This window comes from Streptomyces sp. NPDC052682, assembly GCF_040678435.1.
Taxonomy (GTDB): Bacteria; Actinomycetota; Actinomycetes; order Streptomycetales; family Streptomycetaceae; genus Streptomyces.
The window spans coordinates 80,982-94,817 of the sequence record NZ_JBFATS010000018.1 but is presented as its reverse complement, the minus strand read 5'-3'; the positions used below and the strand labels follow the sequence as shown (position 1 = coordinate 94,817).

The 13,836-nt window shown below is 73.9% G+C and carries 13 protein-coding genes; 4 read left to right on the top strand and 9 right to left on the bottom strand.

What is annotated here, in order from left to right:
* Nucleotides 1-26: 26 nt before the first annotated feature.
* The 6 genes from AB0K80_RS26365 to AB0K80_RS26340 all read right to left on the bottom strand — a co-directional run bounded on the left by AB0K80_RS26365 (nt 27) and on the right by AB0K80_RS26340 (nt 5,937).
* Nucleotides 27-1,241 carry an ABC transporter permease gene (locus tag AB0K80_RS26365; protein WP_365673714.1) on the bottom strand — a complete coding sequence of 405 codons (1,215 nt, stop codon included), beginning with the start codon at nt 1,239-1,241 and terminating at the stop codon, nt 27-29.
* Nucleotides 1,238-1,966, bottom strand: a complete 729-nt coding sequence (locus AB0K80_RS26360; protein WP_365673712.1) for an ABC transporter ATP-binding protein — start codon at nt 1,964-1,966, stop codon at nt 1,238-1,240. The genes AB0K80_RS26365 and AB0K80_RS26360 overlap by 4 nt, the downstream gene beginning before the upstream one ends.
* A complete protein-coding gene (locus AB0K80_RS26355; protein WP_365673710.1) occupies nt 1,963-3,237 on the bottom strand; it encodes a peptidoglycan-binding domain-containing protein in 1,275 nt (424 codons plus the stop codon). Before AB0K80_RS26355 ends, AB0K80_RS26360 begins: the two co-directional genes overlap by 4 nt.
* Nucleotides 3,238-3,239: 2 nt before the next feature.
* A complete protein-coding gene (locus AB0K80_RS26350) occupies nt 3,240-3,818 on the bottom strand; it encodes a hypothetical protein (protein WP_365673708.1) in 579 nt (192 codons plus the stop codon).
* Between the two features lie 150 nt (nt 3,819-3,968).
* Nucleotides 3,969-5,282 carry an MFS transporter gene (locus tag AB0K80_RS26345; protein WP_365673706.1) on the bottom strand — a complete coding sequence of 438 codons (1,314 nt, stop codon included), beginning with the start codon at nt 5,280-5,282 and terminating at the stop codon, nt 3,969-3,971.
* A 49-nt stretch (nt 5,283-5,331) separates the two neighbouring features.
* Nucleotides 5,332-5,937 carry a hypothetical protein gene (locus AB0K80_RS26340; RefSeq protein WP_365673704.1) on the bottom strand — a complete coding sequence of 202 codons (606 nt, stop codon included), beginning with the start codon at nt 5,935-5,937 and terminating at the stop codon, nt 5,332-5,334.
* A 211-nt stretch (nt 5,938-6,148) separates the two neighbouring features.
* On the opposite strand from AB0K80_RS26340, the gene npdG reads away from it, so the two are divergent.
* A complete protein-coding gene (npdG, locus tag AB0K80_RS26335; RefSeq protein WP_365673703.1) occupies nt 6,149-6,868 on the top strand; it encodes an NADPH-dependent F420 reductase in 720 nt (239 codons plus the stop codon).
* Nucleotides 6,869-6,933: 65 nt separating this feature from the next.
* Nucleotides 6,934-7,113, top strand: a complete 180-nt coding sequence (locus tag AB0K80_RS26330) for a hypothetical protein (RefSeq protein ID WP_365673700.1) — start codon at nt 6,934-6,936, stop codon at nt 7,111-7,113.
* Here AB0K80_RS26330 and AB0K80_RS26325 read toward each other — a convergent pair.
* The gene (locus tag AB0K80_RS26325; RefSeq protein ID WP_365673698.1) at nt 7,103-7,903 is read right to left on the bottom strand and encodes a site-2 protease family protein; all 801 of its coding nucleotides are present in this window, start codon (nt 7,901-7,903) and stop codon (nt 7,103-7,105) included. The two genes, AB0K80_RS26330 and AB0K80_RS26325, sit on opposite strands and share 11 nt — an antisense overlap.
* Before the next feature lie 109 nt (nt 7,904-8,012).
* Between AB0K80_RS26325 and AB0K80_RS26320 the strand changes: the two genes are divergently transcribed.
* Both AB0K80_RS26320 and AB0K80_RS26315 read left to right on the top strand, forming a co-directional pair.
* Complete coding sequence (locus AB0K80_RS26320; protein ID WP_365673697.1) at nt 8,013-8,546, top strand: DUF6578 domain-containing protein; 534 nt, start codon at nt 8,013-8,015, stop codon at nt 8,544-8,546.
* 38 nt (nt 8,547-8,584) lie between these two features.
* On the top strand, nt 8,585-11,881 hold the full coding sequence (locus tag AB0K80_RS26315) for a BTAD domain-containing putative transcriptional regulator (RefSeq protein ID WP_365673695.1): 3,297 nt from the start codon (nt 8,585-8,587) through the stop codon (nt 11,879-11,881).
* Nucleotides 11,882-11,905: 24 nt separating this feature from the next.
* Here the strand turns inward: AB0K80_RS26315 and AB0K80_RS26310 are convergent, their stop codons facing one another.
* Nucleotides 11,906-12,718 carry an ABC transporter permease gene (locus AB0K80_RS26310; protein WP_365673693.1) on the bottom strand — a complete coding sequence of 271 codons (813 nt, stop codon included), beginning with the start codon at nt 12,716-12,718 and terminating at the stop codon, nt 11,906-11,908.
* A complete protein-coding gene (locus AB0K80_RS26305; protein ID WP_365673690.1) occupies nt 12,715-13,740 on the bottom strand; it encodes an ATP-binding cassette domain-containing protein in 1,026 nt (341 codons plus the stop codon). Before AB0K80_RS26305 ends, AB0K80_RS26310 begins: the two co-directional genes overlap by 4 nt.
* Between the last annotated feature and the right edge of the window lie 96 nt (nt 13,741-13,836).

Genomic DNA, 13,836 nt, shown 5'->3' with positions numbered 1-13,836 from the left:
CCCGGGACCGCCCCTGTCCTCGTTCCTCATGGTCCGGTCAGCGCCTCGGTCGGGGACAGTCTGCTGGCCCGCACCGCCGGATACAGCCCGGCGATCGCCCCGATGGCCAGGGTGGTGCCGATGCCCGCCGCGCCGGCCCACAACGGCACCACCGTCGGCCAGTCGCGGCTGAGGGCGTAGCCCGACGTGATCAGGGTCCCGAGCACGGTTCCGCCCAGACCGCCGATGAGCGACAGCAGCAGCGACTCCATCACGAACTGGCCGCGGATCTGACCCCGGGTGGCCCCGAGCGCCCGGCGCAGACCGATCTCCGGACGCCGTTCCAGCACCGAGATGACCATGGTGTTGCCGACGCCCACGCCTCCGACGAGCAGCGCGACTCCCCCCAGGCCGAGCAGCAGCCCGGTCAGTGCCGACTCGGTGGCCTCACGGGCCGCGAGCGCGTCGGACGGCCGGGAGACCCGCACCTCGCCCGGCTTCTGCGGATACGCCGTGGCGGCCAGCACCTCACGGACCGCCGTGACCTGGCTGTCCTCAGCCCGGACGTACACCGTGGAGGGATGGCCGTCGAAGCGGAGGTACGTCCGCGCCGCCGGCCAGCCGACCAGGGCGGCGCTGTCGAGTTCCGGCGCGAGCGGTACGGGATCGAGCACACCGACCACGGAGAACCAGCGGCCACCGATCCACAGGCGTGTCCCTGGCGCGTACACGTCGAGGCGCTGGGCGGTCGTGGCACCGAGGACGACCGCCGGGTACCGCTCGGTCGCGGCGTCCAGCCAGCGGCCCCTGCGGACCTGGCCGCCGACGGCGGGCAGCAGGTCGGCGCCGGCCGCGAGGACGCTCAGGGAGCCGGTGCGCCCGATGGCGATGTGCTCGTTGCGGTAGACGTTGGCGTCGGTCGCCCCCGTGGCGGCGACCTGCCGGACCGGCGGGATACGGCGGATCATCGCGACGGCCTCGGACGGCAGTTCCGCCTCCTCGCCCGTCAGCGACTCACCGGGGGCGACCCGCAGCAGGTTGGTGCCGAGCGCGTCGAGCCGGCGGTTCACCTCCGCCTGCCCGGAGCCCGAGATGCCGACCACGGCGATCATCGCGGCGACGCCGATGGCGATGCCGAGAGCCGACAGGAAGACGCGCAGCGGCCGGGTCCGCAGCCCGGTGCCGCCAAGCCGGACGACATCGGTGGGTCTCAGCCGCGCGGCGCGCAGTCCTGACGCGCCGGTGACCTTGGCGTTCCTCACCGGGGCGCCCCGATCGTCGCGGTCTGGGCCGTGTCCCCGACCAGGCGCCCGTCCCGCATCTCGATACGGCGCGGGAGCCCGGCCGCGATCTCCCGGTCATGGGTGATGATCACGACCGTGGTGCCGGAAGCGTGCAGGTCCCGCAGCAGGCCCAGCACGGCGGCTCCCGACGCGGAGTCGAGGTTCCCCGTCGGTTCGTCCGCCAGCAGGACGGACGGCTCGCCGATGACCGCGCGGGCGACCGCGACCCGCTGCCGCTCGCCGCCGGAGAGCTGGTGCGGGAGATGCCCCACCCGGTGACCGAGTCCCACCCGGTCCAGTGCGGCCGCGGCCTCGGCGCGGCGGCGCCGCAGCGGCACGCCGGCGTACAGCAGGCCGTCCGCGACGGCGTCCAGTACGGGAACACCGACCGCCAGATGGAACTGCTGGAAGACGAAACCGATCCGGGTGGCCCGCAGCGCCGACACCTCGCGGTCGGACAGCGTCGCCACGTCGTGCCCGTCGATCAGGACACGGCCCGAGGAGGGCCGGTCGAGGCTGCCCATCAGGTTGAGCATGCTGGACTTGCCCGACCCGGACGGGCCGACCACACCGACCAGTTCTCCCCGCCCGATCCGCAGGGTCACATCACGGACCGCTGTCACGCCTCCCGGATACGTCCTGCAGACCGCGTCGAACTCCACGACCGGGGCGGACCCGCCCCGCGCTCCGGAATCCCCGCTCACTCCGGAATCCTCACCTTCAGGCCCTCTCGGACGGCGGCGCCGCTCACTTCCACTCTCCCGTCCGCGAACAGCCCGGTCCTGACCGCCGTGAACGTGCCCCGGGCGGTCTCCAGGCCGTAGCCGCCCTCGGCGAGCGCGACCAGCGCGGCGACGGGCACCGTGAGCACGTCCTCGGCCTTCCGCCCCACGTACTCGACGGTGACGGGCCCGCTCTCCAGGCGTCCCAGCGACTTCTGGTCCTTGATGGTGACGGTCACCGGCACGGTCGCCGCTTGCTGCCCGGAACCGCCCTCGCCCCCCTCGGGTGCCGTCGCCTCCTTCCCCACCGACGCCACCCGCCCGCTGACGGACCTGCCGTCGGGCAGCCGTACCCGCACGGCCGTGCCGCGCACCGCCCAGGAGGCGTCGCCGGCCGAGGCGTCGACGACGACCTTCCTGGCCGATCCGGTGTAGGTGAGCGTGTTCTCCCCGACGGCGGCTCCGGGCCGGACGCCCGAGTGGCCGATGCGGATCCGGCCGGCGGAGTAGATGACGTCACCGACGCCGACCGTGCCGGTCTGGGCCAGGCCCAGTGCCTTCTGCCAGCGCTTGACGGCGTCGGCGGTGCGGGCGGTGAACGTCTCGTCCACGGTGAAGCCGGTGTAGCCGAGCGCGGCCAGGTTGGTCTCGAACTGCAGGACGTCCATGCCCTTCAGCTCCCTCGGGGCGGCGGTCCGGGTGCCGTCCTGCCCGCCGCCGGTGCCTCCCGCCGGTGATCCGGACGCGGTGGAGCCGTCGCCGGTGGCGTCCGGCTTCTGCCCGGCCTGCTCACCGTCCGCCCGGCCGCTCTCCTGGGCCTGCCCCGATGCGGCGGCGGCCGGTCCCAGGTCCCGGTACATGGGCAGCGTCCCGTACAACAGCACCACGGGGCGGTCGTCGACCCGCAGCAACGTGTCCCCGCGCTCGGCCGTCGTGCCCGGCTCCGGCAGCCAGGTCACGGTGCCCGTCGCCTTGACGGGCAGCGGTATCTCCGGACCGTATCCCAGCCGGCCGTCCACCTGGGTGCGTTCGGTCAGCGTGGTACGGGTGACCGGGACGAGCGACCCCGCCCGGGGCGGCGCGGCCGGGCCCTCGTCCGGACCGCCGCCGAGCCCCAGGGCACCGAGCACGGCGACCGCCGCCACGACGGCCACGGCGGAGACGATCAGCGCCGTACGCCGCCCTCCTCTGCCGCGCGGCGGCACCGCAGCCGCCCCGGGCTCGTCATCGGTGTGCGTCACCGTCTCCGTCATGATCAGCCCTTGCCCGGTCCCGGGTTCTCGGGCACGCCGACGATCGGCCCGCAGATGCGGATGGCCCGCTTGGCACTGGCCGAGCTCTGGTCCCATTCCCCCTGGCCGAGACCGTCGGGGCCGGGGTCGGGAAAGTCCGGGGCCCCGTTCTTCTGCATGCAGTCGGCGTACTTGCGCTTCACCTCGATCTGCTTCGGGGTGAGGTTCTGGTTGCCCTTCTCCAGGCTCTCGGGAACGGCCGCCTGGTACTTGGCGCACTTCTCCGTGGCCGCCCTGAACTTCGGGTCCTTCTTCAGAGCGATCCGGGCGTCGCCGCTGCCGAAGTCGATGTTCCCCCGGGCGTCCGGGTCGGGCGCGTCGAACCCGTTCTGGCGCAGGCACTTCACGTAGGCGCGCTGGGCCTCCACGTACGCGGTCACGTCGTCCTTGCCGCCCTGCTCGCCGGACGCGTCGCCTTGCTGCGACGCGGCGCCACCGCTCCCGGCCGTCGGCACCTTCGAACCGCCGTCGTCGCCCCCGCAGCCCGTCAGCGCGAAGGCCCCGACCGTTGCCGCCGCCAGCAGTATGCGATTCGCCCTCATCAGCTCTCCCGCTCCCCGCTCGTCCCCACCCGCCGACGCGGCGGGCAGGCCGACCGTAGGACGGAGCCCATGAAGAACTTTTGAAGAACCTGTCAGCCGATCATGCGCTCCGATCCAGGCCGGCGCCGGTACACGCGGGACCCGGGGTCCCTACGCGGCCCGCGCGGTCGAGGTCGCCCGCTGTTCGCGCAGCCGCAGCGCGTGCTCGTCGGTGCGGACGTCGTACGTCATCAACTTCGGCAGGCACACCGCCAGCAGCCCCACCGCGCCCACGCACAGCAGCCCGCCCGACCACACGGACGTCCGCACGCCCCGCCACGCGGCGACGCCGCCCGACCACACCTGGCCGAGCTGGGGGCCCGTCGAGTAGGAGAGCAGCTCGATGCCGGCCAGCCGGCCGCGCAGCTCGTCCGGGATGGTCTGGTTCCAGATCGCCGACCGGAAGATGCCGCTCACCATGTCGCACCCGCCGCCGACGGTGAGCAGGAGCAGCACCAGCCACACGTTGTCCACCAGCCCGACCCCGGACATGGCAGCGCCCCACAGCGAGGCACCCGCGACCACCAGCCGCCCGTGCCGGTGCACCCCCGAGGTCCAGCCGCTGGTCAAGCTGACCAGCAGCGCTCCGGCCGGGACGGCCGCGTACATCAACCCCAGCGACCAGGGCGCGTCCAGCTCGTCGGCCAGGAAGGGCAGGAGCGCCAGCGGCGTGGCGAACAGCATCGCCGCTATGTCGACGACGTACGTCCCGAGGAGCTCCTTGCGGTGCCACGCGTACCGGGCGCCCTCGACGACGGCCTTCAGCGACGGCCTGGCCGCCTCGTGCCCGGCCGGTGAGGGGGCCAGACCCACGGTCACCGCCACGGACACGGCGAAGGTGACCAGGTCCGCGCCGTACGCCCAGCCCGCTCCCGCGTACGCCACGACCACCCCGGCCAGGGCGGGGCCGGCGACCCCGCCGACCGTCCAGCGCAGCGAGTTCAGCGAGACCGCGGCGGGCAGGTGCTCATGGGCCACGATCCTCGGCAGCAGCGAGTCCAGTGCGGGGCGCTGGACGCAGACCAGGGCGGAGGAGAGCGCGGCGACGGCGTACAGGGGCCAGACCGCCGGCTCCGGGAGCAGCGCGTTGACCAGCAGCACCACGCACAGCAGGCCCTGACCGGCCTCCGACCGGAGAATGAGTTTCCGTTTGTCCCAGGCGTCGGCGAGGGCCCCGCCGTAGAGGCCGAACACCACGAGCGAAACCAGCTCGACCGCTCCGATCGCCCCGACCGCGAGCGCCGAACCCGTGAGCTCCTTCAGCTGCACCGGCAGGGCGACGAAGGTGAGGAAGCTGCCGAAGTTCGACACCAGCCCGGCCAGCCACAGCCGCCGGAAGTCGGCGGACTCATGCCAGGGCGCGAGATCGGGCAGCAGGGCGCGGACCCGGGAGGGCGGGGGAGAGGCCGGGGCGTCGTCGGTCACGAGGGGTCATGGTCGGGGGGACACGACGCCCGGGCAAACGGTTTTCGGGCTACCAGCGGGCCGGTGGCGGTGCCGTCAGTGATTCCGCCAGGCGGGACAGGCGGTCCCAGAGGCGTCGGCGGCCTCTCGGGGAGCCCGGTACCGGGTTCTCCCCGGCCGCCGCGCTGACCAGGTGCTGCACCGTGTCCAGGTCCAGTTCGGAGCCGTCCGGCACGGCCAGCGTCTCGTGGGCCATCGCCGGCAGTTCGCCCTCCCCGGCCCCGAGCGCCAGCACCGTCGCCCCGGCCCGCCGGGCGTCGTACACCCGCTCCAGCAGCCCGGCGCCGGGCCCCCGCGGCGCCACCACCAGCAGCGTCTCTCCCCGCCGCGCCGCCGCCAGCCGCCCGGGTCCGACCGCCAGGTGGGCGGGGTCCGAGGGGCGCGCGTCGTGCCGTACCAGGGTGGGGGCCAGCTCCGGGGTGCCCGACCAGGCGGCCTCGTCCACCAGGTGCGCCGCCAGGTGCCACGGCTCGTACTCCGGGGTGCCCACCAGCAGCAGCCCGCCGCCGTGCGACACCACCGAGCTGCGCAGCACCCCGGCGAACCGCCGCGTGACGCCGAGCCATTCGGTCCCGGCGAGCACTTCCCGCAGCAACGCGACCCGTACCGCATCCATGGGCCGCATCCTGCCCCGACGGGTCACCCGTGACGTGGAGTTCACCGCGCGTTCGCCCGACCCGGGCACGGGCACAGCTCACCCGTACCGCCGTCGAACGCCCGCAGGAACGGCGCCGTCGTCCGCGCCGGCGAGACCAGGACCACCGGGGTGCCCGCGACGGAGCGCACCTGCCCGGCCGGGGCCGCGGGGGCGCACGTAAAGTCGGGCCATGACCTCAACCGACAGTGCTTCCACCGACCAGGCGCAGAAGGCCCCGGCCAAGGACCCCTGGGACCTGCCCGACGTCTCCGGGCTCGTCGTCGGCGTGCTCGGCGGGACCGGGCCGCAGGGCAAGGGTCTGGCCTACCGGCTCGCCAAGGCCGGCCAGAAGGTGATCATCGGCTCGCGGGCGGCCGAGCGCGCCCGGGCCGCCGCCGAGGAGCTCGGCCACGGCATCGAGGGCGCCGACAACGCCGAGTGCGCGCGCCGCAGCGACGTGGTGATCGTCGCCGTGCCGTGGGAGGGGCACGGCGAGACCCTTCAGTCCCTGCGCGAGGAACTCGCGGGCAAGCTCGTCGTCGACTGCGTCAACCCGCTCGGCTTCGACAAGAAGGGCGCCTACGCCCTGAAGCCGGAGGAGGGCAGCGCCGCCGAGCAGGCCGCCGCCCTGCTGCCGGACTCCCGGGTCACCGCCGCCTTCCACCACCTGTCGGCGGTGCTGCTGCAGGACCCCGGGATCGACGAGATCGACACCGACGTGATGGTGCTCGGCGAGGTCCGCGCCGACGTGGAGATCGTGCAGGCCCTGGCCGGCCGCATCCCCGGCATGCGCGGCATCTACGCCGGGCGGCTGCGCAACGCCCACCAGGTGGAGTCGCTGGTCGCCAACCTGATCTCCGTCAACCGCCGCTACAAGGCCCACGCCGGGCTCCGCGTCACCGACGTCTGAGGCGATGGGGGACACTGGTGGACACCAGCAGTTCCGGCAGTGTCCCCCGACAGGAGTCAGCTGAAATGCCCCGACTGGCGCTCTACGCCCTGATCGTCTGCGCCCTCTCCGTGGCCGCGGCCGTCGTGTCCTTCGTACGGGGCAGCTGGCTGGGCGTCGTGTGGGTGCTGCTGGCCGGGCTGTCGTCGAACATGGCCTGGTACTACATCAAGCGCGGCCGGGCCGGGAGGTCCGTCAGCCGCTGACCGAGCAGAACTCGTTCGTGCCCTGCCAGAAGCGGTACAGCTCGTTTCCGCAGTACGTCTCGAAGTCGGAGATGTTCAGGGCCTTGAGCACCGAGTCCACCACGTCGAAGAACGCACTGTTCACCGACGGCACCCACAGCAGCGCGAACACGAACAGCAGGCCGAACGGGGCGAACGGCTCCACCTGGCGCCGGATGCCGTACGACAGCCACGGCTCGATGACGCCGTAGCCGTCCAGACCCGGCACCGGCAGGAAGTTCAGGATCGCCGCCGTCACCTGGAGCAGGGCCAGGAAGGCCAGCGCGAAGCGGAAGTCGGCCGGGACGCCGTCCAGCGCGTCCAGCCAGAACGGGGCCGTGCACACCACCGCGAACAGCACGTTCGTCAGCGGGCCCGCCGCGGAGATCAGGCTGTGCCGCCACCGCCCCTGGATCCGGCCGCGCTCGATGAAGACGGCCCCGCCGGGCAGACCGATCCCGCCCATGATCACGAAGATCACCGGCAGCACGATGCTCAGCAGCGCGTGTGTGTACTTCAGCGGGTTGAGCGTGAGGTAGCCCTTCGCCCCGACGGTGATGTCGCCGCTGTGCAGGGCGGTCCGCGCGTGGGCGTACTCGTGCAGGCACAGGGAGACGATCCAGGCGGCCGTCACGAAGAAGAACACGGCCACCCCGGGCTGGGCGGCGAAGCCGGTCCAGGTGGCCCATCCGGTCACCGCCGTGACGGCCAGGATGCCGACGAAGACGGGACTGATCCGCCGGTCGCTGGGGCGGGTGGTGGCGGTGGTCATCGGACTCCCTGGACTCGGGGCGGGGTGGGACGTGCGGGACTGCCCGACCGTACCGGGCAAAGGGAAAAACGTCTCGCGCGGGGCAGCCGGTTCCGGAGAGGGTGGGGGCATGGGGCTGTGGCACGTGTTCTACGAGGACTGGCAGATGGAGTGCTGCGGCAGATCCTTCTCGGTAGGGGAGGAGGTTCGCTGGCCTGTCCTGCTGGACGACGCGGACGACGTGCTCGGCGGCGGCTGGGACGACGCGCTCACCAGTATCGCGGGCCCGGCCGTGGTCCGGCTCGAGGTGCCGGCGGGGGACGGAAGCCGCCACGCCGGGCTGCTGCGCGTCGAACGGCACGGCGACACCTGGCCCGAGCTGCGCGGACGGGTGCGGGCCGTGCAGGTCGTCATCCAGGCGTACGACCGGACCCCGCCCGGATCCTCCTGCTGGCAGCCGGTGCCCGGGCAGCGCAGGCTGCGGCCGGTGGAGCGGTGCCCGAAATGGTTCTCCGCACCCGCGCCGGAAGCACCGGCCGCCGGCGGGGAACGCCGGTGGTCGCAGGCGGGTGCCATGGCGACGCTGGAGGTGCCGGACCTCCCGTCCACCGCGCTGACGGACCTGCTGCAGAAGCTGAGCACCGCCCCCGCAGCCTCCCGCTGAGCCGCGTCCCCGTCCCCCCGAGCCACCGAACAGAGACAATGGACCCCGTGCGCTACCGCATCCTCGGCACCACCCAGGCGCTCCGCCCCGACGGCACCGCCGTCCCCCTCGGCGGGGCGCGGCTGCGTGCCCTGCTGACCGTGCTCGCGCTGCGGCCCGGGCGGACCGTGCCCGTGGGCCTGCTGGTCGAGGAGGTGTGGGGCGGCGCTCCGCCCGCCGACGCGCCCGGGGCGCTGCAGGCGCTGGTCGGACGGCTGCGCCGGGTGCTCGGCGCGGACGCGGTCGGCTCCGCCGAGGGCGGCTACCGCCTGGCCGCCGCCCCCGACGACATCGACCTGCACCGTTTCGAGCGGCTGGCCGGGGAGGGGCTGCGGGCCCTGTCCGACGGCGATGCCGCCAAGGCGGCCGGCGTCCTCGACGACGCGCTCGCCCTGTGGCGCGGCCCGGCCCTCGCCGACCTGCCCGACCGCACCGCCGAGGCGGCCCGCTGCGAGACCCGGCGCCTGGACGTGCTGCGCGCCCGCCACACCGCCGCCCTCGCCCTCGGGCACGCCGAACAGTCCCTGCCCGAGCTGACCGCCCTGTGCGACGCCCACCCCCTGGACGAACCGCTCCAGGCGCTGCGGCTGCGCGCCCTGCGCGACGCGGGCCGCACCGCGCAGGCGCTGGCCGCCTACGAGGACGTACGGCGGGTGCTGGCGGACCGCCTGGGCGCCGACCCCGGCCCCGAACTGCGTGCCCTGCACGCCGAGTTACTGAACCCGGCGGTATGCCCGGCGGCCCCGCGTGCCGCCCGGGAGGAGGAGGCCGGACACCGCCCGGCATCCCCGGCCCCCGGCAACCTCCGGGCCCGTCTGACCTCCTTCGTCGGCCGGGAAGCCGACATCGAGGCCATCCGCGGCGACCTCGCCACCGCGCGGCTGGTCACCCTGCTCGGTCCTGGCGGGGCCGGCAAGACGCGGCTGTCGCAGGAGGCCGCCGAGACCGTCCGGGACGCCACGCCGGACGGGGTGTGGCTGGCCGAGCTCGCGCCGGTCGACGACCCCGCCGCCGTACCGGAGGCCGTGCTGACCGCGGTGGGCGCCCGGCAGACCGTGCTGTACGGCGCCGGCGCCGAGGGCATGCGGGCTGCCGTCGCCGACCGGCGCGACGACCCCGTGGAACGGCTCGCGGAGCACTGCGGCCGGCGTCGCATGCTGCTCGTCCTCGACAACTGCGAGCACGTCGTCGAGGCGGCCGCCCGGCTCGCCGAGGAGCTGCTGGCCCGCTGCCCGCACCTGACCGTGCTCGCCACCAGCCGGGAACCCCTCGGCGTGCCGGGCGAGGTGCTGCGGCCCGTGGAGCCGCTGCCCGAACCGGTGGCGCTGCGGCTGCTCGCGGACCGGGGGGCCGCCGCCCGGCCCGGTTTCCGGGTCGAGGACGATCCGGAGGCCTGTGCCGAGATCTGCCGCCGCCTGGACGGCCTGCCCCTGGCCATCGAGCTCGCGGCGGCCCGGCTGCGGATGCTGACCCCCCGTCAGATAGCCGACCGGCTCGACGACCGCTTCCGGCTGCTGACCTCCGGCAGCCGCACCGTGCTGCCCCGCCAGCAGACCCTGCGGGCCGTCGTCGACTGGTCCTGGGAGCTGCTCGACCAGGACGAACGCGACGTGCTGCGGCGGCTGTCGGTCTTCGCGGGCGGCTGCGACCTCGCCGCCGCCGAGGCCGTGTGCGGCCCGGCCGCGCTGGAGACGCTGGGCTCCCTCGTCGACAAGTCCCTGGTCGTCGCCGCGCCCTCGGGGGACGGGGAGATGCGCTACCGGCTGCTGGAGACGGTCGCCGAGTACGCCGCCGAACGGCTCGAGGAGTCCGGGCAGCGCCGGCAGGCCGAGCGGGCGCACCTGACGTACTACCGCGAACTGGCCCGCAACGACCCGTTGCTGCGCGGCCCCGGCCAGCGCGCCGCCATCGCCCGGCTGGAGCGGGAGTACGAGAACCTGCGCACCGCGCTGCGCCACGCCGTCGCCGAGCGCGACGAGCAGGAGGCGCTGTGCCTGACGCTGTCACTGTGCTGGTACTGGCAGATGCGCGACCTGCGCATCGAGGCCCGTGTCTGGTGCCGTGAGGTGATGTCGCTCGGCCCCGACCCGTTCACCGAGCCGGTGCGCCGCGCCGCCCCGGTGCCGGAGCGGTGCACGGCCGCGCCGCCGCCGATGACCGGCGAGGTCCTCGCCGAGGCCCGGCGCGGGGTGCACCTGGCCCACCTCGCCTGCATGGACACCGAGCTGGACGCCTGGCAGACCCCCGAGGCCCAGGCCAAGCTGCGGATCATCACCCAGGTCTACGAACCCGGGCTGCCGCAGATCTGCCGGTCCCCGGGCATCCTGTGGTTCTACGCGGTGATGCTCACCGGCGACATGGACCGGCTGCGCACCATCGCCGAGGCGAGCGTCCGCAGCTGCCGGGAGCTGCCCGGATACGAGTGGGAACTGGCCTCCTGCCTGCACCTGCGCGCCAACCTCTTCGCCAACCGCGCCGACTGGGCCGGCGACGCCACCCGCGACGCCGAGGAAGCGCTGGAGATCTACCGGCGCCTGGGCGACCTGTGGGGCGTCGCCGAGGCGCTGTCCGCACGCGGCGAGGCCCACGAACGAAAGGGCGCGTACCGGGCGGCCGCCGCCGACTACGAGGCCGCGGCCGAGCACGCCGACCGCCTCGGTGCCCGCGCCCAGACCTGCGTGCTGCGGGCCCGGCTGGGCAGTGTCCTGCTGGAGGCGGGCGAGGAGGAGCGCGGGGAGCGGCTGCTGCGCGAGGTGATCGCCCAGGAGCGCGGTGGGCACAGCCACGCCCTGCCCGCCGCCCGGCTCATGCTGGCCGGCTGGCTCGGCACCCTCGGGCGGACGGCCGAGGCGCGCGAGGAACTCCGGTTGCTGCGCGAGGAGTTCAGCATCGCCCACTTCATCGTGTTCGACGCGGTCATCCTCGGCGCGGAGGCCTGGCTGGAGGCCGTCGAGGGCCGTCACCGGGAGTCCCTGGACAAGATCCGCAAGGCGCTCGCGTACTCCCACGACCCGCTGTCCGAGACCCTCGCCCCGCACATGCCCTCCGCGTACCTCACCGTCGCCGCGCTCGCCCTGGCCGACGTGGACGGCGGGCGCCGCGCCACGGACGCCGCGCGCTGCCTCGGCGCGGCCGAGGCGCTGCTGCCGCCCGGTCACGTCCTGACCCGGCAGGAGCGCCACACGCGCGAGAGCGCCGAGCGGCGCGTGCGGGCGGTGCTCGGCGACCGGGCGTACGAGGCCGCGTACGGGCAGGGCCGCGGCCTCTCCCGCGAGGAGGCCGCCGCCCTGGTCTGACGGCGCCCGCGCGCCTGGCGCGCGTCAGTGCTTGGTGCGGAACTTGTGGATGGCGACCGGCGCCATCACCGCCGTGATCGCCACCGACCAGCCCAGCGTCATCCACAGGTCGTGCGCGACCGGGCCGCCCACCATCAGGCCGCGCGCGGCGTCGGCGAGCGAGGACAGCGGGTTGTAGTCGGTGAAGTTCTGCAGCCAGCCCGGCATCGAGCGGGTCGGCGCGAAGATCGACGAGCCGAACTGCAGCGGCATCAGCACCAGGAAGCCCATCGCCTGTACGGACTGCGCGTTCTTCATCACCACACCGAGGGTCAGGAACACCCACATCAGCGCCGTGCCGAAGACCGCGGACAGGCCCACGGCGGCCAGCAGACCGAGCCAGTTCGTGATGTCGAAGCCCACCAGGACGCCGACGACCAGCAGGATCGTCGTCGCGATGGTCATCCGGAACAGCTCCACGGCGATCTTCGCGAACAGCACCGAGCCACGGCCGATGGGCAGGGAGCGGAAGCGGTCCATGACCCCGGTGTTGAAGTCCTGGTTGAACCCGGTGCCCACTCCCATGGCCATGTTCATGCCCATCATGGCCATCAGGCCGGGCACGACGTACTGCACGTACGCCTCCTGCCCGCCGCCCAGCGCCTGCCCGATGGACCCGCCGAAGACGTACACGAACAGCAGCGTGAAGACGACGGGGAACAGGATGGCGTCGAACATCGACTCCGGGTCCTGCCGGATCCACAGCAGGTTGCGGCGGATGAGCGCCCCGGTGTGCCGCAGGTGCGCCCGCGGTGAGATACGGGCGTCGGCGGTCGGGGTGACGGTGGCGGCGCTCATACGGCGACCTCCTCGCGGTCGTCGGCGGACACGGTGTCCTGCGGGGCACTGGCGCGGTGGCCGGTGAGGGACAGGAACACCTCGTCCAGGCTGGGCAGTTCGGTGGTGATGGCGGCCAGGGTGAGGCCGCGCGCGGTGACGGCGCCGACCACCGCCGTCAGCTGCTCGTCGCTGAGGATCGGCACCAGGACGGCACCGCGCTCGGCGTCCACGGTGGTGTGGGCCAGGCCGGTGATGCCCAGCTCGTCGAGCGCGGCGGCCAGCGGCCGCAGCTGGGCCGGGTCGGTCGGCCGGACCCGCAGGGTCCGCCCGCCGACCTTGGCCTTGAGTTCCTCGATACCGCCGCCGGCGATGACCCTGCCGCGGTCGACGACGGTCAGCTCCGAGGCGAGTTGCTCGGCCTCCTCCATGTACTGCGTGGTCAGCAGCACGGTCACGCCGTCCCCGACCATCCGCTTGACCTCGTCCCACACCTCGTTGCGGGTGCGCGGGTCCAGTCCCGTGGTGGGCTCGTCGAGGAAGAGGACCTTCGGCCGCCCGATCATCGAGGCGGCCAGATCCAGCCGCCGCCGCATACCGCCGGAGTACGTCGCCGCGGGCCGCTTGGCGGCCTCCGTCAGCGAGAAGCGCTCCAGCAGCTCGTCGGCGCGCGCCCGTGCCTCCTTGCGGGACAGGTCGAGCAGCCGGCCGATCATGTACAGGTTCTCCCAGCCCGGGAGCTTCTCGTCGACGGAGGCGTACTGCCCGGTGAACCCGATCACCCGTCGCAGCTGCCGCGGCTGCCGTACGACGTCGTATCCGGCGACGACCGCCTGCCCGGCGTCGGGGGCGAGCAGCGTGGACAGGATCCGCACGAGGGTGGTCTTCCCGGCACCGTTCGGCCCGAGCACCCCCATCACGGTTCCCTCGCGCACCTCCAGGTCGACCCCGTCCAGCGCCTTGGTCTCGCCGTAGTGCTTGACCAGACCCCGCACGGAGACGGCACGGTCCGCACCGCCGGGGTTGTTGTCGATTCGTGTCATGCCCTGAACGCTGTCACCCGCCACCGACAAACCGCCGACAGAACACCGACAGGGTCCGGCGGCCGCCGACAGATCGCTGACGGGCCGCGTCAGCAC

Excerpts from the sequence above, each read along its gene's own strand:
- AB0K80_RS26310 (WP_365673693.1), bottom strand. The coding sequence starts at position 12,718 with ATGAGCGCCGCCACCGTCACCCCGACCGCCGACGCCCGTATCTCACCG.
- AB0K80_RS26355 (WP_365673710.1), bottom strand. The coding sequence starts at position 3,237 with ATGACGGAGACGGTGACGCACACCGATGACGAGCCCGGGGCGGCTGCG.
- AB0K80_RS26305 (WP_365673690.1), bottom strand. The coding sequence starts at position 13,740 with ATGACACGAATCGACAACAACCCCGGCGGTGCGGACCGTGCCGTCTCC.
- npdG (WP_365673703.1), top strand. The coding sequence starts at position 6,149 with ATGACCTCAACCGACAGTGCTTCCACCGACCAGGCGCAGAAGGCCCCG.
- AB0K80_RS26330 (WP_365673700.1), top strand. The coding sequence starts at position 6,934 with ATGCCCCGACTGGCGCTCTACGCCCTGATCGTCTGCGCCCTCTCCGTG.
- AB0K80_RS26350 (WP_365673708.1), bottom strand. The coding sequence starts at position 3,818 with ATGAGGGCGAATCGCATACTGCTGGCGGCGGCAACGGTCGGGGCCTTC.
- AB0K80_RS26340 (WP_365673704.1), bottom strand. The coding sequence starts at position 5,937 with ATGGATGCGGTACGGGTCGCGTTGCTGCGGGAAGTGCTCGCCGGGACC.
- AB0K80_RS26320 (WP_365673697.1), top strand. The coding sequence starts at position 8,013 with ATGGGGCTGTGGCACGTGTTCTACGAGGACTGGCAGATGGAGTGCTGC.
- AB0K80_RS26325 (WP_365673698.1), bottom strand. The coding sequence starts at position 7,903 with ATGACCACCGCCACCACCCGCCCCAGCGACCGGCGGATCAGTCCCGTC.
- AB0K80_RS26315 (WP_365673695.1), top strand. The coding sequence starts at position 8,585 with ATGGACCCCGTGCGCTACCGCATCCTCGGCACCACCCAGGCGCTCCGC.